Origin of the sequence: Bradyrhizobium sp. AZCC 1610 (assembly GCF_036924515.1) — a bacterium.
Classification (GTDB): Bacteria; Pseudomonadota; Alphaproteobacteria; order Rhizobiales; family Xanthobacteraceae; genus Bradyrhizobium.
This window is the reverse complement of record NZ_JAZHRR010000001.1, coordinates 4,945,466-4,966,377: the sequence shown is the minus strand read 5'-3', so window position 1 is coordinate 4,966,377 and position 20,912 is coordinate 4,945,466. Positions and strand designations below refer to the sequence as shown.

The 20,912-nt window shown below is 59.0% G+C and carries 18 protein-coding genes; 10 read left to right on the top strand and 8 right to left on the bottom strand.

The window, feature by feature from the left end:
• Positions 1-167 precede the first annotated feature (167 nt).
• Positions 168-674 carry a Fur family transcriptional regulator gene (locus tag V1279_RS24560; protein ID WP_334441112.1) on the top strand — a complete coding sequence of 169 codons (507 nt, stop codon included), beginning with the start codon at positions 168-170 and terminating at the stop codon, positions 672-674.
• A 166-nt stretch (positions 675-840) separates the two neighbouring features.
• Here the strand turns inward: V1279_RS24560 and V1279_RS24555 are convergent, their stop codons facing one another.
• From V1279_RS24555 to V1279_RS24545, 3 genes are read right to left on the bottom strand one after another with little or no spacing between them, the layout of a single operon-like run.
• On the bottom strand, positions 841-2,316 hold the full coding sequence (locus V1279_RS24555; protein ID WP_334441110.1) for a DUF3526 domain-containing protein: 1,476 nt from the start codon (positions 2,314-2,316) through the stop codon (positions 841-843).
• A gap of 8 nt (positions 2,317-2,324) precedes the next feature.
• Positions 2,325-3,722, bottom strand: a complete 1,398-nt coding sequence (locus V1279_RS24550; protein ID WP_334441107.1) for an ABC transporter permease subunit — start codon at positions 3,720-3,722, stop codon at positions 2,325-2,327.
• Between the two features lies 1 nt (position 3,723).
• Positions 3,724-4,428 (bottom strand): ABC transporter ATP-binding protein, encoded by a 705-nt coding sequence (locus tag V1279_RS24545; RefSeq protein ID WP_334368128.1) that lies wholly within the window; start codon positions 4,426-4,428, stop codon positions 3,724-3,726.
• A 211-nt stretch (positions 4,429-4,639) separates the two neighbouring features.
• Here V1279_RS24545 and V1279_RS24540 point away from each other — a divergent pair, with 211 nt between their 5' ends.
• The 5 genes from V1279_RS24540 (at position 4,640) to V1279_RS24520 (ending at position 11,206) form a co-directional block, all read left to right on the top strand.
• Positions 4,640-7,030 carry a TonB-dependent receptor domain-containing protein gene (locus V1279_RS24540; RefSeq protein ID WP_334441104.1) on the top strand — a complete coding sequence of 797 codons (2,391 nt, stop codon included), beginning with the start codon at positions 4,640-4,642 and terminating at the stop codon, positions 7,028-7,030.
• Positions 7,030-8,472: a PepSY domain-containing protein gene (locus V1279_RS24535; protein ID WP_334441102.1), complete on the top strand. Its 1,443-nt coding sequence runs from the start codon at positions 7,030-7,032 to the stop codon at positions 8,470-8,472. The genes V1279_RS24540 and V1279_RS24535 overlap by 1 nt, the downstream gene beginning before the upstream one ends.
• Positions 8,473-8,610: 138 nt before the next feature.
• Positions 8,611-9,837 carry a CobW family GTP-binding protein gene (locus V1279_RS24530; protein WP_334441100.1) on the top strand — a complete coding sequence of 409 codons (1,227 nt, stop codon included), beginning with the start codon at positions 8,611-8,613 and terminating at the stop codon, positions 9,835-9,837.
• 11 nt (positions 9,838-9,848) lie between these two features.
• On the top strand, positions 9,849-10,829 hold the full coding sequence (locus tag V1279_RS24525; protein ID WP_334441098.1) for a CobW family GTP-binding protein: 981 nt from the start codon (positions 9,849-9,851) through the stop codon (positions 10,827-10,829).
• Between the two features lie 104 nt (positions 10,830-10,933).
• Positions 10,934-11,206 carry a nitrate reductase gene (locus V1279_RS24520; protein ID WP_334441097.1) on the top strand — a complete coding sequence of 91 codons (273 nt, stop codon included), beginning with the start codon at positions 10,934-10,936 and terminating at the stop codon, positions 11,204-11,206.
• 383 nt (positions 11,207-11,589) lie between these two features.
• Here the strand turns inward: V1279_RS24520 and V1279_RS24515 are convergent, their stop codons facing one another.
• From V1279_RS24515 to V1279_RS24495, 5 genes are all read right to left on the bottom strand, one after another.
• The gene (locus tag V1279_RS24515; RefSeq protein ID WP_334441094.1) at positions 11,590-12,729 is read right to left on the bottom strand and encodes a Gfo/Idh/MocA family protein; all 1,140 of its coding nucleotides are present in this window, start codon (positions 12,727-12,729) and stop codon (positions 11,590-11,592) included.
• A complete protein-coding gene (locus V1279_RS24510; protein ID WP_334441091.1) occupies positions 12,726-13,799 on the bottom strand; it encodes a sugar phosphate isomerase/epimerase family protein in 1,074 nt (357 codons plus the stop codon). The genes V1279_RS24515 and V1279_RS24510 overlap by 4 nt, the downstream gene beginning before the upstream one ends.
• 130 nt (positions 13,800-13,929) lie before the next feature.
• Positions 13,930-15,411 carry an NAD-dependent succinate-semialdehyde dehydrogenase gene (locus V1279_RS24505; protein ID WP_442894912.1) on the bottom strand — a complete coding sequence of 494 codons (1,482 nt, stop codon included), beginning with the start codon at positions 15,409-15,411 and terminating at the stop codon, positions 13,930-13,932.
• A 23-nt stretch (positions 15,412-15,434) separates the two neighbouring features.
• Positions 15,435-16,661 (bottom strand): iron-containing alcohol dehydrogenase, encoded by a 1,227-nt coding sequence (locus tag V1279_RS24500; RefSeq protein WP_334441087.1) that lies wholly within the window; start codon positions 16,659-16,661, stop codon positions 15,435-15,437.
• The gene (locus V1279_RS24495) at positions 16,658-17,107 is read right to left on the bottom strand and encodes a hypothetical protein (protein ID WP_334441084.1); all 450 of its coding nucleotides are present in this window, start codon (positions 17,105-17,107) and stop codon (positions 16,658-16,660) included. The genes V1279_RS24500 and V1279_RS24495 overlap by 4 nt, the downstream gene beginning before the upstream one ends.
• 125 nt (positions 17,108-17,232) lie before the next feature.
• Here V1279_RS24495 and V1279_RS24490 point away from each other — a divergent pair, with 125 nt between their 5' ends.
• Genes V1279_RS24490 through V1279_RS24475 form a run of 4 tightly spaced genes read left to right on the top strand, consistent with a single transcriptional unit; the run spans position 17,233 to position 20,663 of the window.
• Entirely contained in the window at positions 17,233-17,925 is a 693-nt protein-coding gene (locus V1279_RS24490; protein WP_334441082.1) for a GntR family transcriptional regulator, read from the top strand.
• A gap of 7 nt (positions 17,926-17,932) precedes the next feature.
• The gene (locus V1279_RS24485) at positions 17,933-18,112 is read left to right on the top strand and encodes a hypothetical protein (protein ID WP_334441080.1); all 180 of its coding nucleotides are present in this window, start codon (positions 17,933-17,935) and stop codon (positions 18,110-18,112) included.
• Positions 18,099-19,190, top strand: coding sequence for an ABC transporter ATP-binding protein (locus V1279_RS24480; RefSeq protein ID WP_334441078.1), 1,092 nt, complete (start codon positions 18,099-18,101; stop codon positions 19,188-19,190). Before V1279_RS24485 ends, V1279_RS24480 begins: the two co-directional genes overlap by 14 nt.
• Positions 19,191-19,232: 42 nt before the next feature.
• Positions 19,233-20,663: an extracellular solute-binding protein gene (locus V1279_RS24475; protein WP_334441076.1), complete on the top strand. Its 1,431-nt coding sequence runs from the start codon at positions 19,233-19,235 to the stop codon at positions 20,661-20,663.
• The last annotated feature ends 249 nt before the right edge of the window (positions 20,664-20,912 follow it).

The window sequence follows — 20,912 nt, the reverse complement described above, 5'->3', positions numbered from 1 at the left end:
AGAATGATCTGGCCCACGGCCCTCTTTCCGCCGCTGAAGAATCGGGACGGAATAGAGTCGGGGAGCAGGGCGTCGTTCCCTGTTTGGGACTTGGTCATGAACGATCCTGGGTGTAATGTTGTAACAGAACAATACCTGTTATACTGTTACACCGTCAAGGTGAACGAATGCATCGCAAGCCAGATCCGCGCGAAACTTGCGCGCACGAAGAGACGCATGGTCACCCCGTCGATGGCGATGCAGTTGAGTCTCGCGCCCGCTCGTACGCGGTATCGAAAGGGGTGCCGTTCACGCCGATGCGCCAAAGCGTGCTTGCCTTGCTTGCGGCGTCCGGAAAGCCGATGAGCGCCTACGAGATCGCAGAGAAAGTGAGTGATGCGCGAAAGCTCAAGGCCGTGCAGGTCTATCGTGCGCTCGAATTCCTGCAGGAGGCAGGGTGCGTCCATCGGCTGGCGTCCCGCTCGGCCTATTTCGCCTGCGATCATCTGCACGGAGAAGGCGAAACGGTTGTCTTCATGGTTTGCGCGCAATGTGGCGCGGTTCAGGAGGCGGCCTCCGAACTGGTGGCGCGCGGCTTGCGGGGCGCAGCGAAAACAACCGGCTTCAGGCCCCGACATCCGATGATCGAGGTGGAGGGCGAGTGCGCGGAATGCGCGGGTGCGCCTGAACGCTAACCCTCATGGCTTGTGGCAGGATCGGTCAATCTCGCGGCTAGGCGCAAGGAGTATTTGCTGGCGAGCAGCGGCAAGCGTCATAGCCCGTCTCGGCTTCACTGCAGTTTTCGATAGCTTTGGCGACTCTCCGTACCAGAGGTGTCTTGATCGGAAACGCTTTGGACAGTTACTCGATCGATAGGCGGGACGAGCGCGCAAGCGCGAGGCCGCCAAGCACGAATGCGAGCGCCAGCATCAACATGGCCCGCCACCAGATGCTCCAGCTGATTTCGCTTGCCGGCATCTCAATCCAATGCCACCGGGGCAATGAGGACAGGTCACGCATGGTCATGGCGCGGCTCTCCTGGATCCTGGGAGAGAAATACTGCCGCCATTCTTGGTGAAACGCCTCTGTCTGACCCTTGAAGGCGAGGAAACGGTGTGAATCGGTGCCGGCGATAGAGGTTAGTGCTTCATTGATGAGAATCGCAGGCGATAGCAAGCTCAGCCTGTCGACAAGTTTTTGTTGTTGCAGCAGTTGCTGATCAAAACGTTTCAAAAGCGGCTCGATTCGTTCGTCGACTTTTTGCTTGGCCAGAAAAAATGCACGCATGCGCGAAGGCACTTCGATACGTTCATTTTTTACCAGCAGCGCTTCCGGATCGGAGGCATAGCGATAATCCGCGCTATAGAGGTCCTCGTATTCGCGCAATGATTCGGCGGTTGCGACACGCGTGCGGTTGGCCAATTCGGTGCGGGAGGGGGCCGGGCTAGCCAATCCCACGGCAAGGTTCATTGTCACCGGCAAGATGAGCACAAGAATCGTCCAGAGTGCCACCATGATCAACGCATTGGTCGAAGATGAGACGCCAACGGTGTTGACCAAGGCCGCGACCGCGAACCAGAACAAGGTATACGCCGCCACCAGCGCCGACCACGACAGCATCAAGACCAGTTGCTCCGCGCCGCGGGCTTCGGGACGGATCAAAAGCAGGACCACGAGCGGCACGGGAATAACGATCGCCAGCAGCGCAAGCATGCGCACGATGACTTTCCCGGTCATCAAAGTTGCGATGGAAAGCGGTTGCGAACACAGCATGCGCAAGGTGCCATGTTCGCGCTCTGCCGACAGCAGGTTATACCCGAGCGTCGTAACCAGCAGAGGCAATACGAATACGATAACGAAAGCGAGATCGAAGTGCCCGCTGAGCAGATTCCAGGGATTTTCGATTTCCGTGTCATACATGAACTGAACTTTGCTCAAATAGGTGATGCGGTAATAATTGGGCATCATGTCCGACTGACCGATTGCCAGCGCCGCGAGCGGTGCGTTGGGCATTGTGGCGTAACGTCCGGACAAGGTGCCGGCCATGGCAGCCGGGTTCGCGGGATTGGAGAACGGTATCAGCGCGGTTTGGCCACCGAGAACGGATTTGAGCATCCCGTTGTTTGCCGTTTGGGTCTCTTGTTCGTGTTTGAGGACTTGAGCGACCATGCGGTCGCGGAGCGTTGCTTGCGCCAGTCCCACAAATAGTCCGTAACCCACCATGAGGGCCAGAACACAACACACCAGCAGCAGCGTGCGATCGCGGACAAGGATGCGGGCCTCGTGCAGTACGATCAGCGACAAGGTGGAGAGCGGGCGAGGCTGCATTGTCTTCATTCGACTGCCTAACGCATCAGCGGACGGGAGAGCGCATACTGCGCGAGCGCGACGGAGAGGCAGAACATGACGGCGAGCAGCGCAAGGCTCGCCCAATGGTGCGCCAAGGCAAACGACACAGACGGAAGTTCATACTTGAATTGCGGCACGCTTGCCCACAGCTCGGGGCCAGCCTTGTAAGTGAAATGCGCATTACCCAAGCGATCGGCGTGTTCGATCAAGTCCTCACTGACGATGTTCTGAATCTTCCGCCGTTGGGCTTCGGCCGCGGTTGAGAAGTCGCGATGTTGGGAAAAGTCTGTTCCCGCCAGGCCCATGGAGAAGCCGCGGAGTGCAACGACCGGGGCAACAAGGGCGACCCACTCTTGCGCGCGCTGTTGACGCTCGAATGTGTGCCAAAGCCTGCCGAAATTTTCATCAAGTGCGCCGTAACCCGCCTCGTCATCAACTTTCAACGCCGCGCCCCACTTGCTGAGCGGAACCGATGGATCCCACGGCGTTCGCGCACCGAAGTGGGTGGACCAGGCCTTGCGACCAGCGTCTGCCACGTCGTTCGCGAGTTGATTGTCAAAGTCGAGCCGAGACGGCGTGGGATAGAGCAAATTCGTCACTTCGGAGGCGGTGCGCGGAGCAATCAGCGTTGCGGCGACCCAGAAACCCAGCAGCAAGACCAGGGCGGTCCGCGACGAACGCGCGAGGGCTGATACCGCCAGGGTCAGAAACACGAAGAAGCCGAGATAGAAGCCGTATCCCGCCGCGAGCCACGCGATCCGATAGACCACGTCCACGCGCTCTCCAGCGGGCAGGCGAGCAACGATGAGTACTGCAAACGCAAGGCCGACTGGAGCAATCAGAATGCCAACGCAGCTCGCAAGCGCCGCCGCTTTGCCGTAAAGAAGGCTCCGCGCGGGCGCGCCCAGGCTGAGCAGCTGGCGCAACGTTCCGCGTTCGCGCTCGTCGCTCACAGAGTTGAAGCCGATGACGATAATGAGCAGGGGAAGCAAAACCTGAAGAAGCCAAGCTGGCGATAACTCGCCGAACCGCTGCAAACCGGTTGCATCCTGGGCCGGCCGGAACTTGACTTCGCTCTGGCGATGCGCCTGTAGCCAGACGGTCGAGCCAACAAATGGCCCAATGCCGGGATCGAAGACGGCAAGCGATGGTTCAGGCTTGAACACGTGCATGCCCTGTTCCGCCGCATCGTGCGGGTGCCGATAGCCTTGGTGAAGCCAGGCGTCATAGTCGAGGGCTTGGCCTGCCGACCGTTCGCTATTCAGCTGAATCTGCCGATTCCATCCGGCCGCCAGAGCCACCAGCATGAGGATGACGACCAGCCCTCCGGCCCACAGCAGACGCCCGTCGCGGGTCAGCACGCGAAGATCCTTGGCGGCGATGATTGCGAACACGTCAACTCTTCATGTGCTTGAGGTACAGCGCTTCAAGATCGGCATGGCTGACCTCCTCGCTCCTGAGTTCTTCCACCAGCCGCCCTTGCTTCATGATGCCGATGCGGGTCGCGGTCTGCTTCGCGTGGAAGAGATCGTGTGTTGTCGTCAAGACGGTCACGCCGTCGTTGCTGGCCTTGACGAGAAGCTCCGAGAACTCGTTGGCCGCGGACGGGTCCAGTCCTGAGGTGGGCTCGTCGAGCAAGAGGGCTTTGGCATTCTTGGCCAGTGCGATGGCAATTCCCACCTTCTGACGCATGCCCTTCGAGTAGGTCGCGACCCTGTCATCGGCTGCTTGACGAGGGAGACCTGCCGCCTCGAGCAGTTCAAGCAGCCGCTGCCGCGGCAAATGCTCTCCGATTGCGAGTGAAGAGAAGAATGCCAGGTTTTCCAGACCTGAGAGCACGCCATAGAGCGTGACCTGTTCGGGGATATATGCAAGGAGCCGCTTCGTCTCCAACGGCTGACGCACGACGTCGAGCTTGCCGATTTGCAGGCTGCCAGATGTCGGCTGTAGAAAATTCAGGAACAGATTGACCAGCGTCGTCTTGCCCGCGCCGTTCGCTCCCAAGAGGCAATAGATCTCGCCAGGCAGGACGCTGAGCGAGACATTATCCAGGGCACTCTTGGCGCCAAACTGCTTCGTCACTTCAATCGCATCGAGCATGGATTCTCTTACACCTCCACTGGCCACGTCGGCCGCTCATCGAAGATGCCGTATGCGGCACGCCCAGCAGAGTAGTGAATTCGGCTGCTCACGCTCTGCGGTCGCATGATGAGGCCTCGTTGGCTGCCTTGACGTATGTAACGTTATAACATTACATAGCCCTTGTGAAGCCTTAACGTGGGGTACGAGGCGGTTCGGGGTGGGGGCAAGCGTGCGTTACCTGTTAAGTTCGGTTTCTCTATCAACTCTTTTGATAGCGGCAGACGTGCTGCCTTTTGGCTTGGCTGAAGCGCAAGCTCAGACGCCTTCGTCATCACCCAACCAGCCGGCGAGCTCGTTGCCGCCTATAACCGTTGACGCGCCGCAGCGGCGACCAACGGCGAGAGCGCCGACGCGGTCGAATTCGCAAAGAGGCCGTATCTCTCGGACAAACAGAAATCCGCGACCCTCAACCATCGCCGAGGCGTCACCGCATTCGCAAGGGCAACAGCAGACGCCGGCGACGCCGCTCAACACCAATGTCGTTGCGCCCAGCGCGAGCCGGCTGGGGCTGACCCCGCGGGAGATTCCCGCAACCGTCGAGGTCGTCGGAGCGGAAACGATCCGGGAGCAGGGCTACCACACGACGATCGATACGGTGAAAGGCGCAACCGGCGTGACCGCCAGCGACGCGCCGAACGACGTGTCGTTCTCCACGCGCGGTTTCCAGGGCGAACAGGTCAACGTGACCTACAATGGCCTCAATATCGGCCCGACGGGCTTCACGGCGCTGACCATGGAGACGTTCAACCTCGATAGGGTCGAATTTCTCAAGGGCCCATCGTCCTTGATGTCGGGGCAGGGCGCGGTCGGCGGTGCCATCAACTATGTCACCAAGGCGCCTCACACTGGACCGATCAGGAATGAAGCGTTCGTCGGTTTCGACTCGTTCGGCAGTGTTCGCACCGGCGTTGGCTCAGGAGGCAGCACCAACATCCAGGGCCTCGACTACCGGTTCGACATCAGCCGATCGCTGCAGAATGGCTTCATTGATGACACCGACACAAAGAATCTGCACGTATCTGGGCAACTGGATTATCGCCTCACGAACGCGTTCAAGGTTTTCGTCGCGACCGAATACAAGGACTACAATGCGCGGGTCTATGAAGGCACGCCGCTGGTCCCGGTCGCTTTTAGCGGTCCTTTCGCGACCACGGGCATCGTGTCCGGAACGAAAGTGTCCGATTATAACGGCACCAATCTCGGGCCTGTCACCATCGACAGCCGTACGCTGAAAACGAACTATAACGTGCTCGACAACCACAAGACCATCAAGGAGTCATGGGCGCGCGGAGGATTCGAGTGGGATCTAACGAGCAACGTCACCCTGAGAAGTCAGGTCTATAACTACAATGCCAGCCGCGACTGGTACAACAACGAGGTTAGCGCTTTCAACGCCGCCAGCAACCTGGTCGATCGCGAACGGTTCTATGTCCATCACAACCAGAACCTGGTCGGCAACAACACGGATCTCACGTGGAATTCGCATCTACTCGGCATGGAAAACCGCCTGGTCACGGCGCTCGAATTCTATCACCTGGATTTTTCGAGGCCCGGCGCGGCAAACTTTCCTTCTGATCAAGTGACACTGGTCGATCCCGCTCGTGGCTATTATGGTTTGCTAACGACGCAGCGACAGACCGCCACCATCGACAGCTTTGCGATCAATCTCGAAGATCGGCTTAAGATTACGCACAATTTCGCGCTTATCGGCGGTCTCCGCTACAATCCCTTCGAGCTCGATCGAACGTCCACCGACGTCAACGGCGTGAGCGGGGCTGGTTTCCCATACGCCACAAGCTGGCAGCCCGTGACGGGCCGTATCGGATACACGTGGGAAGCGATCCCGGGGATGACGTTCTACAGCCAGTATGCGACGGCGAGCGACTTGTCGGCAGGCAGCATTTTCCTGCTGGGCCCGACGCAGCAACTGACCTTGACGTCTGCCCGCAGCTACGAGACCGGTGTCAAGAATCTGCTGTGGAATGGTCGCGCCGAATGGACCTTTTCGGCTTTCGACATCGAGCGCAGCAATGTGTATTCGGCGCAGGCTGGCCAACGCCTCAACATCGCTGGAAAAGTCAAATCGCAGGGCGTGGAGTTCGCCGCGGCAGTGCGTCCGACCCCTGAGCTCAAGTTCTGGGGCAACGTCGCGTATGTCCACGCACGCTATGCCGACTACGAATTCACGGGCGGATCGTTCTCGGGAAATACCCCGCCGAATATTCCTGCCGTTGTCGTGAACGGCGGGGCCTCGTATCGTTTCCTTAATCCGGGTTGGCTGCCGGTCGAGCTCGGGGTTTCGGTTCGTCATGTCGGCGACCGGTATAGCACCGATGCCAATACGGTTAAGCTTCTCGCCTATACGACGGCGGATGCCTTCGCCTTTATCGACATTCCGAAGTCACCGACATTCCCGACCTTCGACAGCACGCGCGTCACCTTCCGGGTACGTAACTTCACCAATGCGAAGTACGCGGCATGGAGCTCTCCATTCTATCCAGATCAGATCCTCCTGGGGGCACCGCGGACCTACGAGGTCGGGGCGTCCTTCAAATTCTGATGGTGGTTCGCCCGTTGCGGGTCCTGGTCCTTGTCCATCGCTGGCTGAGCATCCCGCTGTGCCTGCTGTTCGTGATGTGGTTTGCATCTGGTATCGTGATGCACTTCGTGCCATTTCCAGCGCTCACCGAAGCTGAGCGCTTCGGAGGATTGTCCGTCTTTGACGTTTCCCAGGTGAGGCACAGTCCCGCCGAGGCTGTCGCGGCGAGCACGCTCAAAGGCGTCACGCGGGTGCGTCTGTGGCAGCGCAGCGACGGTCCAGTATATCTGGTGTCGACCGCCTCCGGCATGAAAGCGCTGCATGCTGACGATTTGCGCGTGGCCGATATTGGCTCCGAGCAAGTGGCACTCGCAATCGGGTCCGAGCATGCGCGCTTGCGCGGCTTGAATCCTGCTGCGGCCACTTTCGTGGAACTGGCGGAATATGATCAATGGACGGTCCCGAACGGCCTCGACGGACACCGACCTCTCTATCGCATTGCTCTGAACGATGTTGCGGGAACCGAACTGTACGTCTCGTCACGCACCGGCGAGATCGTGAGAGATACGACGCGCAGTGAACGCGCATGGAACTACGTTGGAAGCGTCGCGCATTGGATCTATCCGACCGCGCTGCGCAAAGACTGGATGGCCTGGAACGTCACGGTCTGGTGGTTGTCCCTTGCTGCCGTCATCGCGGCATTGTCGGGCCTCATGGCAGGCCTGTTTCGTCTCAGGCGCGTGCGAGACCGTATCGTATCTCCCTTCCGAAAATGGCATGCTTGGCACCACTGGCTCGGACTGGCGTGCGCTGCGTTCGTGATAACGTGGATTGTTAGCGGGTGGCTATCGATGGACCATGGCCGTCTCTTTTCCACCGGCGCGCTTACCAGATCGGAAGCGGACCGGATCGCCGGGATGCCAGCATGGGTCGAACTGACCGCAACAGTGCCCGCATCGCTTTCACCGACTACCCGTGAAATCGAGTGGTTCACTTTCGGCGGCCGCATCTATCAACGTAATCGAACGGGAGTTGACGCGCAGCAGCTTTCCCTCGTCGTTCCAGCGTCTACTGCACCTGCTTCACCGTTCCTGCAAGCCGATCAGATCAATGTCGTGATCTCGCACGCTGTCGGTAGCTGCTCGAGCACTTCGGCTGTCGCGCCAGATGACCACTACTTCCTTGCATCTGAAGTTGCACCGGCTCCCGTATATCGGTCCATATGCGGGGACGTTTGGTACCAAATCGATGGTGCTAGCGGCGCCAACCTGGAAAAGCTTGATGCGCAGCGTCGAACCTATCGCTGGGTGTACCGCGCGCTGCATACTTTCGATTTTCCTGCCTTGATGGCGCGCCCCAGCCTGCGGAGCGCGATTATTGTTGTTCTATGCGCGTTTGGAGCAGCGTTCAGCATCACCGGACTCGTGGTCGCCTGGCGGCGACTGAGACTTGAATTTCGCTGACCGCAGTCGAATTGGCGCTCCTGCCCATGCGCTGCCGAGGCAGCGACCACAATCAATCGTGATGGGTCCCTAGAGGCTGTTGCGCGATCATATGTAACGTTATAACATTACTTATTGGGGCGATGTGATTGCGTGGCAATGAAGATAGACCAACCGATTCCGGTGACGATCCTCACGGGCTTCCTGGGCTCGGGGAAATCCACGCTGCTCAATGAGCTCTTGGCTAGCGAGGCCTTTGCGGACACCGCCGTCATCATCAACGAGTTTGGCGATATATCCATCGATCATGACCTTGTTCGCGTGAACAAGCGCGAGCTGATGGTGACAACGACAGGCTGCCTCTGCTGCACAGCTGCCAGCGACATCAGGTCTTCCCTGTTCGAACTTTACGACGCTATGGAGAGCAAGGCTGTCCCGTCGTTCAAGCGCGTGATCGTCGAGACGACCGGGCTTGCCGATCCCGCTCCGATCATCAATCAGATCACACCGGGCGGTCTTCCGGCGGTCGGGTATCGGGACCATGTCGTGGCAAGATGCTTTCGACTGTCCGGCGTCGTCTGCGCAATCGACGTGACCATGATCGAAGAGACGATGGAGCGGCACTTCGAATGCATGAAGCAGTTGGCGTTTGCGGATTGTGTCGTGCTGACCAAGACGGATCTTGGCGCAGAAGCCGCCGCGGCTCCCGGTCTCTCCGGCCTGCTGCCGAAGATCCGGCAGATCAACGCTGCCGCGGCCATCGTGGACCGTCACGGGAACGAATTCGATCTCGCTGCGGTCTTTGCTCCGCGTCGCTACGTTCCCTCCGAACAGGGGGCCGATGTCGAGGGGTGGTTGGCCTTGGAGGTGGCGTTGGCCCAGCAAGGGCAAACTCACAACGATGCCACAGGCGCGAGCCGCCATGCGGCGACTGGCATCCAGAGTCTGGCATTGCTCGAAAGCCGGCCCGTATCGCCGCAAAATCTCGCCACATTCATTGAACTGCTCAAGGCCGTAGGCGGCCCGCAATTGCTCCGTCTGAAGGGACTTGTCGGGCTGGAGGACGATCCGGAGCGGCCTCTTGTCGTGCACGGCGTTCAGCATGCGATTCAACAGTACCGGCTTCCGGCCTGGCCCTCGGACGATCGTCGCACGCGAATGGTCGTCATCGCTCATGGCCTTGATGAAGCGGTCGTCAAGAGTCTGTTCACGGCGATAACAGGCATTTCAGCGCGCGCAAAAGCGCAATTGGTGCTGACGGTCGCGGGTCTGAGCGTTCTCGGCTTTGCGCTTGTCGCAGGGCTATTGCTGTTGCTTCACGAGCGCGCCACTGCCCAGTTTGAACCCCCGCTTGTGATTCAGAACGCAACGAGACCTCAACGCTGAAAGGGCCAAGCATGAACAACGTGATTTCACAAACACCGGTCACCGTCCTCACCGGGTACCTGGGCGCAGGGAAGACGACTTTGCTGAACCGTATCCTGACCGAGACCCACGGTAAGCGTTATGCGGTGATTGTGAACGAGTTTGGCGAGGTCGGAATTGACAATGATCTGATCGTCAATGCGGACGAAGAAATATTCGAAATGAACAACGGGTGCATCTGCTGCACGGTGAGAGGTGATCTCATCCGGATTCTCGAAGGGCTCATGAAGCGGCGTGGCAAGTTTGACGGGATCATCGTGGAGACTACCGGGCTTGCCGATCCGGCGCCAGTGGCGCAAACGTTTCTTGTAGATGACGACATTCGTCGTAACACGAAACTTGATGCCATCGTCACGGTCATCGACGCAAAGCACCTCCTCGGACAGATCGACCAGGCGCACGAAGCGCAAGAGCAGATCGCATTCGCCGACGTTGTCTTGCTCAACAAGACCGATCTGGTCTCGGAGGCGGACCTTAAGCTCGTCGAGGCAAGGATTCGTTCAATTAATCCCTATGCGATGATCCATCGCACCGAACGTTGCGCGCTTGACCTCGAAAAAGTCCTGGATCGGAATGCGTTCGATCTCAACAGGGTTCTTGAATTCGAGCCTGGCTTTCTCAGTGAAGCTCACGACCATGAGCACGACAGTCACGTAAAGAGCCTGTCATTGACGACGCAGACACCTCTCATTCCTGAGAAATTTTTCCCCTGGATGCAGGAGACCGTTCGTCAGTTCGGAACCGATATTCTGCGGCTGAAGGGGATCATCCAATTCCAGGACGATCCCGATCGCTTTGTTATTCAGGGAGTGCACATGTTGCTCGAAGGAGACCATCAACGCCCCTGGAAACCCGATGAGCCTAGAACAAGCCGCTTGGTCTTCATCGGGCGCGACTTGCCGGAGGACGTCTTGAAGGCAGGCTTTGAGCAGTGTCAGGGCTCAAGTCACTGATTGAAGGCACGGGGTGATGCGCCAAGCTGCAGCATGGCAGCGGAGTTTGTCCGTTGCCATGCTGAGGCTGACAGCCCTCGCAAATCCATTCGGACGCCAAAAGCATGCCAAAGATTGCCTTAACTATGGGGCGGCGGGTCCAAAGAACCGGTTATCCTCAGGCAGTTCAGGAATTAAAGCTGCAAACGCAGAAGCTGCTGGGCTTGTCGGATGACGTGACTATCTCGGTTAGCGAGTTGACCTGTCGAGAGCCAGGATGTCCCGATGTGGAAACCGTCGTCGCGATCTTAAGAGACGAGGAAAAACCAATAATTGCAAGAATCCACAAATCGATTCCCGACGTCACTCTCGATGAACTGAAAGCAGCGTTGATCTGAGGCTTCGTACCTGAAGCGCGCTTTCACGGACATTTCACAGGCTCGGCAATCGCTGCAGGGCAATCCTACGTTCCCGCGCCGGCGCATTGTTGATCCGGAAGGATCCGCTCGCATCGGGGCTCCGACCGATTTGAGCAAGGAAGCACGTCGCTCAAAGCGCTTGGCTCTCCTAGGAATAAGGAGCGTAGGATTGCGTACCCCACGCGATTCGAACTGGTAACCTCCACCTTCGGAGGGCAGATGTTCGATACCCAAGCTCTTGAGCACGTCGGCACAATTCGGTGCCTCGTGTGGCCGAAAGCGGGATTTCGGCGATCATGTAGGCCGCGATCCACCAGGATGCGCGTCGTGAGTTCTTTTGGCGCTGGATCTACCCGCGCGCTTTACACGTCGCTGAGGCTTGTCCACATGCTCTGATTGTTACTTGACCGGACGGCGGCAGCAATGAATTCCATTCCTTCAATTCCGTCAGCGAGCGACGGCAGGTCGGGACAGGCAGCGTCTCCCGAGCGGATCAGCTGAGCAAACTGACTATAAAGTGTGGCGAACGCCTCGAAATAACCTTCGGGGTGCCCACTCGGCAGTCGAACCTGAATCGGAGGAGCGTCACCGGAGATGGCGCCGCCTCGCGTCAGAAGTTGCTTGGGCCTGCCAAACTCCGTGAACCACATCTGGTTCGGATTGTCCTGGCGCCACTCAAGCCCGGCCTTGTCACCATAAACACGCAGCTGCAGACCGTTTTCGCAGCCTACGGCAACTTGGCTGGCCCACAGCATCCCGCGCGCATTGCCTTCAAAACGCAGCAGTATGTGCACGTTATCGTCGAGCCGTCTGCCCTCCACGAAAGTCGACAGGTCCGCACTTACGGCCGCCGTTTTCAACCCCGTGACAAATCGTGCAAGATTATAAGCGTGCGTACCGATGTCGCCGATAGCACCGCCTGGTCCCGAACGAGCAGGATCCGTGCGCCAATCCGCCTGCTTGTTTGAAAGTGGGCGAGTTAGCCAATCTTGCGGATACTCGACTTGAACCACCCGGATAATACCCAAGTCACCGCTCGCCACCATGGCACGCGCTTGTCGTACCAAAGGATAACCGGTGTAATTGTGCGTCAACAGAAACTTCGCGCCATTCTTTGGTTTGATCTTGGCCAGCGCACGCGCCTCATCGAGCGTTGACGTAAGAGGCTTGTCGCAAATCACATGAATTCCGGCCTCAAGAAATGCCTTGGCCGGCGCAAAATGCAGGTGATTTGGCGTGACGATTGAGACGGCCTGAATGCCGTCTTCGCGGGCAGCCTCTTTCGCCGCCATCTCGGCAAAGCTTGTATATATTCGGTCTTCGGCCAGCCCAATCCTTCTACCAGATTCTTGAGCTAGGTCAGGATCGGAAGACAGAGCTCCCGCAACCAGTTCATAATCGTCGTCAATTCGCGATGCAATTCGGTGCACGTAGCCGATGAAGGCTCCGATCCCGCCACCGACCATTCCCAATCGAATCCGCGACGTCGCGCCGTCTCTCATGACATGCCCTCACCTGGTGCCAGACCAAGCATTTTCAGATTTGCTTCCCTGTTTATGCCGGAGCTTGCAAAGTCATCGAAAGCTCGCTCGGTTACCCGTATGATGTAATCGGAGATCAACCGGGCTCCTTCCCGAGCGCCATCCTCCGGATGCTTCAGCGCGCATTCCCACTCCAGCACGGCCCATCCCGCGTAGTCGTAGGCCGTGAGCTTCGAAAAGATCGATCGAAAATCAACCTGACCGTCTCCAATCGATCTAAAACGTCCGGCGCGGTTAACCCACGACTGAAAACCTCCGTAGACACCTTGCCTGCCGGTTGGATTGAATTCGGCATCCTTGACGTGGAACGCCTTGATGCGCTGGTGATAGATATCGATGAAATCGAGATACTTGAGTTGCTGCAGTACAAAATGACTTGGGTCGTAAAGAATATTGGCGCGAACGTGGTTCTTCACTTGATCAAGGAACATTTCGAAAGTCGCACCGTCATGCAGATCCTCGCCCGGATGCAATTCATAGCAAACATCGACGCCGTTGCGATCGAACTCATCGAGAATTGGTAACCATCGGCGGCCAAGTTCACTAAAGGCATCGTCGATCAGGCCCTCGGGGCGTTGTGGCCAGGGATAGATAAAAGGCCACGCGAACGCGCCCGAAAAAGTTGCGTGAGCATTCAGACCAAGGTTGCTCGAAGCCCTTGCGGCCCATTTCAATTGTTGAATTGCCCACGCCGTCCGAGCGGAGGAATTGTCATGGACTGCAACAGGCGCGAAACCATCAAAAGCACTGGAGTAGGCCGGATGCACTGCCACCAGTTGCCCCTGAAGGTGCGTCGACAATTCAGAAATCTCGAGTCCATGACGATTGACTGTGCCACGCAGTTCATCCGCATATGTTTTCGACGTCGCAGCCTTTTCCAGGTCAATAAAGCTGGAAACCCAGCTAGGTATCTGCACGCCCTTGTATCCAAGATCCGCTGCCCAGGCGCATATGTTATCCAAGGTATCAAACGGAGCAGCTTCGGCGGCGAACTGAGCCAGGAATATTGCCGGTCCCTTGATGGTGCGCACAATTAATCTCCTCTCTCTTGTCTTCGAAGGGCCGTAGCCTGACGGCTCTGGACCCCATCGCAGTTCTGCTTCTTACGCCACGGCGCGACATGGTCCCGGTTGAAGGGATCGCGCTGCACCTGTCCTTCGTCTACATCGTGACGGCGAGATATTTCGCCTCCATGAACTCGGCGATGCCATGCCCCCGTCCGCCTTCGCGTCCAATGCCGCTCTGCTTGACGCCGCCGAACGGGGCGGCCGGATCCGACATGAGGCCGCGATTGAGCGCGATCATACCCGTTTCAATCTTCGCGGCTACACGCATGCCGCGGGCGAGATCACGAGTGTAGATGTAGGCGGCGAGCCCGTATTCCGTGTCGTTCGCCCGCTCGATCGCCTCGCTCTCCCGTTCGAAGCGCGAGATCGGCGCCACAGGGCCGAAGATTTCCTCTCGCGCCATCGCGGCGTCGGTCGGCACGTCGCAGAGGACTGTCGGAGGATAGTAAAATCCCGTCCCGCTCCCGACCGAGCCCCCGCACAAAACGCGCGCGCCACGCGCGACGGCGTTCTGAACCAGCCGATCGATCTTATCGACGGCCTTTTTCGTGATCATCGGACCGCATTCGGTGGCGGCTTCGACGCCCGCGCCCACGTTGAGCGCCGTCATGCGCTTTCGAAGCCCTTCGGCGAAGGCGTCGTGGATGCCGGATTGCACATAGATGCGATTTGCGGCGGTACAGGCTTCGCCGGCGTTGCGCATTTTCGCTACCATCGCGCCGTCGAGCGCAGCCTCGAGATCGGCGTCGTCGAAGACGATGAACGGCGCGTTGCCGCCGAGTTCCATCGAGCACGAGATGACGTGCTTGGCCGCTTCGGCGAGGAGGAGGCGGCCAACTCCGGTCGAGCCGGTGAACGACAGTTTCCGCACCCGTGGATCCGCCAGCATGGCGGCGGTGGCCGGAGCAGGATTGGAAACCGTAAGGACATTGACGACGCCCGGGGGAACGCCGGCTTCTTCACACAGCGCAACGAGCGCGTAGGCCGTGAGAGGCGTCTCGCTCGCGGGCTTGAGAACAACCGTGCAGCCCGCTGCCAGGGCGGGAGCGATCTTGCGCGTCGCCATGGCCGCCGGGAAGTTCCAGGGCGTGATCAAAACGCAGACGCCGATCGGCTGATAGTCGACTATGATTCGGTTCGCGCCTGAAGGAGCGAGGCTGAACTCGCCGATGATTCGCACGGCTTCCTCGGCGTTCCAGCGGAAGAACTCGGCGGCATAGGCGACCTCGCCGCGCGCATCGCGCAAAGCCTTGCCGTTCTCGATCGATATCAGCTCGGCGAGCGTTTCCGAACGCTGGGTCATCAATTCGAAGCAGCGCCTCAGAATTTCGGATCGCTTGCGCGGCGGCGTCTCGCTCCAGCCGGCCGCCGCCCGGGCGGCGGCCTCCACCGCTGTCTCGACGTCGACCATGGCCGCATCGGGAACCTCAGCAATCACGCGCTCGGTGGACGGATCGACCACCTCGATAAGCCGGCCGTCAGCGGCCTGCCGCCATTGGCCGTCGATATAGAGGCCGCGCGTATAAGCGCGGAGGTCGAGGGTTTCGTGGTCGGTCTTGAACGTGTGCTGGGGCATGTCCATGATGCGGTCCTGTGAACTCAGATGGCGCTGCCGGCGAGATCGCCGTCGTAGGCGGCTTTCACCAGGCGTTTCATTGCGGGAAGGTCGAACGGTCGGGGATTGTTCTTGATCAGCCGATCGATGCCGAGGGCGAGTTCGGCGGTCCAATCAATCTTGTCGGCGGGAAGTCCAAGACCAGCCAATGTAGGAGTGATGCCAATCGCCGCGAACATGCGGCTGATTTCTTCAATCGTTGCGCGGGCCATCTCGCCGTCGCTCCGGCTCGAGCGCTCGAGGCCGAGAGCGACGCCGACTTTGGCGATTTCGGTTGTCGCCGCGGAGCAATTATAATTCATCACATAAGGCAGCATGGTCGCGACGCCGAGCCCGTGCGGCGTGTGGGTTAAGGCGCCGATCGGATATTGCACCGCGTGCGCGGCCGCTGTTCCCGCGGTTCCGAACGCACAGCCGGCCGCCAGAGCGCCCATCATCACATCCGCCCGCGCGTCCTCGTCGGCGCCATCGCGGCAGGCCTTCTCGAGACTGCGTCCCAGTAGCTTGATGGCGAGCAGAGCGAAGTGATCGGTAAGCGCCGTCTTGCCGATGAAAACATGTTTCTGCGGCAGGTCGGAAGTGACATCGCGTCTAACCGCAGTGAAGGCCTCGATCGCGTGGGTCAAGGCGTCGGCCCCTGCGATTGCCGTCAGGGACGGCGGACACGTCATCGTCAGTTCCGGGTCGCAGATCGCAGCGGTGGCAATCAGGTGCGGGCTCGAAATGCCGACCTTCAAAATTCGATCAGAATCGGAGATCACCGCAACCGGCGTCACTTCCGAACCGGTGCCCGCTGTGGTCGGCGCGGCGATCACTGGCAGGATCGGACCCGGCACCTTGAACTCACCGTAATAGTCCTGAAGCTTGCCGCCGTGGCTGATCAGCAAGGCCGCGCATTTCGCAAGATCGAGACAGCTGCCGCCGCCGATGCCGATCACCATATCGGGCATGAAGCTCCGCGCCTCCTCGACGCAGACGCCGACCGTGTCGACCGGCACGTCCGGCTGCACGCGATCATGAACGAAGATCTCAACCGACGACGCCTTTAGGCTCGCGACGATTTCGGAAAAAACGGCGGTGCCGGCGAACCGCTCGTCGGTGCATAGGAGCGCTCGACGCCCATGTTTGGCGGCGACGGTGGAAAGCGCATGGCGCTGACCCTTGCCAAATAAAATCTCGCGGGGCAGCCTCAGGGCGGCGAACAGGGTCATAATGCATATCCTCTGGCGACGGACGAATTGGATTGTGCGCGACCGAGTTCGCTCCAGAGGTGAGGCTCAATCTCAAAGTTGTTCTCGAACGCCTCGGCACGACGGTGGGCCGCGCTATCGCCGGGGCTGCTGACAGGCGCGCCGGCCTTCAAGGGCGGCGCAGCGCGAACCAGATCCAGATAGCCGGAGAGTCTCGGTACTGATTCCGGAGCGGAGCCCAGATCTATCGCAAGGATGACACCGCCCTTGCAGACGAATTCCGCGTCGAGCATGGCGCGAATGTCGGGCGCGAGCGCTGAACCTGCGAGCCCCGCGACCATTAAGCCGCGTTGAATACGATGTAATCGTTGCAGGCCATGCGGCGGGTGCCCGGTCAGTTCGGCTTCAAAGAGCACGTCGGCTTGGCGAAGTTCATTTTCTTCCAAAGCATCACGTTCCATGAGCATGCCCACGCCCGCGCCCGAGTTCGGCACCGTTCAATCTTCGTCGATTAAATCCTATATGATATAGGATTGAATATCGCGCAAGATCGTGCTAGAAGCGACTTGTGTCAAGAGGCAGACCGAAATCGATGAACGTCACCAATCCTTCCCAAACCAGGGCCGCCAGCGGGCAGATCGATCGCCCCACCAGTCTGGCGGGCGACGTGTATGAGGCGATTTTCGCGCAGCTCATGTCGCTCAAGATCGCGCCCGGCGCGCGCATCACGGTCGATAGCCTGGTCCGCGAATTCAACGTGTCGCAAACGCCTATCCGTGAGGCGCTAGGTCGGCTCGAGGGTGAAGGTTTGGTGCTGAAGACGCACTTGATCGGCTATCGCGCGGCACCGCAGATCACCAAGCGCCAGCTTGACGAAATCTATGAGCTTCGATTGCGTCTCGAGCCCTACAGCGCCGCAAAGGCGGCGGTGCGCTTGGACGACACGAAGCTGGCGATGCTTCGCGAAGCGGCCGGCCTGATGGCCCGCACGGAAGGCAAGGACGAGCGCCTGCGGTACTCGAACTTCGCGCGGCAGGACGCCGACTTTCACGACAAGATATTGGCCTGCGCTGAGAACGAACTCATTCGTCAAGCCATCGCTTTCCAGCACACTCACTTTCACATTTTTCGTCTCATGTTCCATTCGCGCGTCACCGAAGAGGCTCTCGACGAGCACGAAGCCATATTGGCGGCCTTCGCGGCTGCGGATCCCGTGGCCGCCGAAGAAGCGATGCGCGTTCATATTGAACGCTCTCGCGATCGCCTGCTGCTAGCGTTCGATTGAGTCCCCGATGTCGATGAATGTCGCGATGGACAGGGAAAAAGAGGTCGTGCGGCTCGGAAGTGCCGAAGCGAAGGTAGTCAAGCCCGCCCTGCGGGCGACGAAGCTCTCGAAGCAATACGGCTCAGTGACCGTGCTTGCGGAGGTCACGCTCGGCGGTGGTCTGGGAGATGGCAATGGGGCAGTCTGAGAAATCTGCACTGCGTTTGACAAATGTAAGCAAGTCATACGGCCGCGTGCGGGCCCTTGAAAACCTGTCCTTCAGGGTGGCGGAAGGTCGTTTCTTCGTATTGTTTGGGCCGAGCTCAGTTGGCAAGACGACGACGCTCCGCACAATCGCTGGTCTCATCGTTCCCGAGCGCGGGCACGTCGAGATTTTTGGCAAGGATTGGACCCATGAGCCGATTGCGGGTCGGGGCGTGTCAATGGTGTTCCAGTCCTTCGCGCTCTATCCGCACCTGACCGTTTACGACAACCTCGCCTATCCGCTGATCGAAGAAAAGCGCCCGCGTGAGGAGATCGATCGCCGCGTGAAGGAGACAGCGGCGATGCTCCGGCTCGACACGAAGATCAATCGAAAGCCCAATACGCTTTCGGGTGGCGAACAGCAGCGCGTGGCCTTGGGTCGCTCCTTGATACGCCGCCCCAGGATCCTGTTGCTGGACGAGCCTTTGACCAATCTCGACGCGAAGCTACGCCATGAGATGCGGGCGGAACTGAAGCGCCTTCACCGCCAGTTTGGTCTCACCATCGTCTACGCCACACCCGACGAGCTCGAAGCCCTCTCGATGGGTGAGGAAATCGCAGTGATGCGCGACGGCGGCGTGGTGCAGATCGGAACGCCGGACGAACTCTTCGAAGCGCCGTGTGATCTGTACGTGGCAAGCAAGATCGGCTCGCCCCACATGAACATGATCAAAGGCAGGCTGGCCACAGACAGCGCCGCCCTCGAATCCGCAATTGGGCCACTACCTTTCGTGAAAAAGTTGCAAGCCGCAGAAGCCGGTGAAGCGGCCGTGGTCGGCATCCGCCCGAGCGACGTGCGCTTTGCCGGGAAGGGCGAGCAAGGCCTCAAGACCAATATTTCCATGCTTGAGCCGCTGGGGGACGTCACGATCGTATCAGTGGAAACCGGCGGCGAAACGCTGCGCATGGTGTTGCCGGAATCTGCCGCCTCGGGTTTGCAGCCCGGCCAACAGGCGGCAGTTATTCTCGATCCAAGCAAATTCTACATCTTCCGCGCTTCGAGTGGGCGGACGATGGCCTGAGGCGAGCGATTTAAAGAAAAAACCCAAACGGAGGAAACCAGGATGACCGCGACGAGGGAGATCAACAGGATGGTGATGGCGGCCGGGCTTGCCGCTTCGCTGGTGCTGGGAACGACATTTGCTTTCGCCGGTGATGTGACGCTGACGATGGCTGTGCCGGATTGGCCACCAACGCGCATCATGAAGAAGTTTTTCGACGAGCAGTACAAGCCAAAGTCCGGCAACACGGTGAAGCTCCAGGTGGATTTCATTCCGTGGCCAGACTTCTATACCCGCGTGAATGCGTCGCTCACATCAGGCGAGCGGAAATATAACTTCATCGTGTCGGACTCGCAGTGGCTGGGCGCGTTCGTCGAAGGCGGCTATTTCCGGAAGATCAACGATCTGCTCAACGCAGATCCCGAGTTCATGAAGACGTTCAAGGACATCCATCCGAACGCGCTGAACTCCTACTCAACTTATCCGCACAAGTCGGAAAATTACTACGGCTTTCCGCAGTTTCCCGATGTGCTGGTGAACTTCGCGCGAAAGGACATTATCTGCCACGAAGCAGAACAGAAGAACTTCACGGCGAAATTCAACCAGAAACTTCCCTGCACGAGCGAAGAGCTCGACGCCATGACCTGGGACGACTTCAAGAACGTCGGCGAATTCTTTCGCCGCAAGAAGGGCGAGATGCTGGCCGGCAAGCCCGCCGAAGACGATTTTTACGGCATCGCGTTTCAGGCGGGCAAGAGCTACGACTTCTCGTCGATGCAGATCAACGGCTTTATTTGGCAAATGGGTGGTGACATCTGGGATGAGACCCAGGCACCCAACAGCAAAGCGGAAGGTATTGTGAACTCGCCGGCGGCCGTGAAGGCGCTGGAGAAGTATCTGAGCCTGATCGCATACATGCCGCCTCTCGCCAAGACGGGCACGATGGACATCTTCAAGTCGGATGAGCTGTTCCGCCAGGGTAAGGTGGCCATGAGCATCAACTGGATCGGCCTTGCCGAAGCCTCGCTTGATCCGAAAACTTCGAAGGTCTCAGACAACCTGGTGTTCGGCATGATGCCGGGAACCAAAGGTGCTGACGGCAAGCTGGTCCGCTGGTCCAATATTGGCGGCCAGCCCTTCGTGCTGACCACCTGGACGACCGACGCACAGATCAAAGAGGCCGTGGAATTCGTGAAGTGGTGGCTGTCGTCGAACATCCAGCACCAGTTTGCGGCGGCCGGCGGTCAGTCTGCCATCAAGTCCGTGTACTCGGATCCGAAGTACGTAACTTACCGCCCCTGGAACAGGGCTTGGGCTCCTTCGCTGGATTGGCAGAAGGACGTGTGGCACGTGCCGCAGTTCTTCGAGTTGCTGACCCAGCAGCAAGACCAGTACGATCTCGCCATTACTGGCAGGCAGGATGCCAAGACGACTCAGGACAATATCGCCAAGTTCCAGCAACGCCTGCTCAAGGAGGTGGGGCTGACTAAGTAACATGACGCGTGAGCTCTGCGAGCGGCGGCAATTGCGAGCTTGGCCGGGGAAGAGACTTCGTCCTCCTTCCCCGGCCAATTGAAAGACATGGCCAGACGCCGACCGCGGTCGCACGAGCCCGCTCAGCAACGCACAGGAATTGCTTTTCCACGGAAGCTTCATGCAACTGATGTCAACCATACAACCTGCGAAGACTGCACCGGCTCTTCTTGAACTTTCGGCCGACAATTGGCGGCTTGCAATTCTCGT

Coding starts and splice junctions, on each gene's coding strand:
- V1279_RS24560 (WP_334441112.1), top strand. CDS start 168: ATGCATCGCAAGCCAGATCCGCGCGAAACTTGCGCGCACGAAGAGACG.
- V1279_RS24555 (WP_334441110.1), bottom strand. CDS start 2,316: ATGAAGACAATGCAGCCTCGCCCGCTCTCCACCTTGTCGCTGATCGTA.
- V1279_RS24545 (WP_334368128.1), bottom strand. CDS start 4,428: ATGCTCGATGCGATTGAAGTGACGAAGCAGTTTGGCGCCAAGAGTGCC.
- V1279_RS24535 (WP_334441102.1), top strand. CDS start 7,030: ATGGTGGTTCGCCCGTTGCGGGTCCTGGTCCTTGTCCATCGCTGGCTG.
- V1279_RS24530 (WP_334441100.1), top strand. CDS start 8,611: ATGAAGATAGACCAACCGATTCCGGTGACGATCCTCACGGGCTTCCTG.
- V1279_RS24525 (WP_334441098.1), top strand. CDS start 9,849: ATGAACAACGTGATTTCACAAACACCGGTCACCGTCCTCACCGGGTAC.
- V1279_RS24520 (WP_334441097.1), top strand. CDS start 10,934: ATGCCAAAGATTGCCTTAACTATGGGGCGGCGGGTCCAAAGAACCGGT.
- V1279_RS24515 (WP_334441094.1), bottom strand. CDS start 12,729: ATGAGAGACGGCGCGACGTCGCGGATTCGATTGGGAATGGTCGGTGGC.
- V1279_RS24505 (WP_442894912.1), bottom strand. CDS start 15,411: ATGCCCCAGCACACGTTCAAGACCGACCACGAAACCCTCGACCTCCGC.
- V1279_RS24500 (WP_334441087.1), bottom strand. CDS start 16,661: ATGACCCTGTTCGCCGCCCTGAGGCTGCCCCGCGAGATTTTATTTGGC.
- V1279_RS24495 (WP_334441084.1), bottom strand. CDS start 17,107: ATGCTCATGGAACGTGATGCTTTGGAAGAAAATGAACTTCGCCAAGCC.
- V1279_RS24490 (WP_334441082.1), top strand. CDS start 17,233: ATGAACGTCACCAATCCTTCCCAAACCAGGGCCGCCAGCGGGCAGATC.
- V1279_RS24485 (WP_334441080.1), top strand. CDS start 17,933: ATGTCGATGAATGTCGCGATGGACAGGGAAAAAGAGGTCGTGCGGCTC.
- V1279_RS24480 (WP_334441078.1), top strand. CDS start 18,099: ATGGGGCAGTCTGAGAAATCTGCACTGCGTTTGACAAATGTAAGCAAG.
- V1279_RS24475 (WP_334441076.1), top strand. CDS start 19,233: ATGACCGCGACGAGGGAGATCAACAGGATGGTGATGGCGGCCGGGCTT.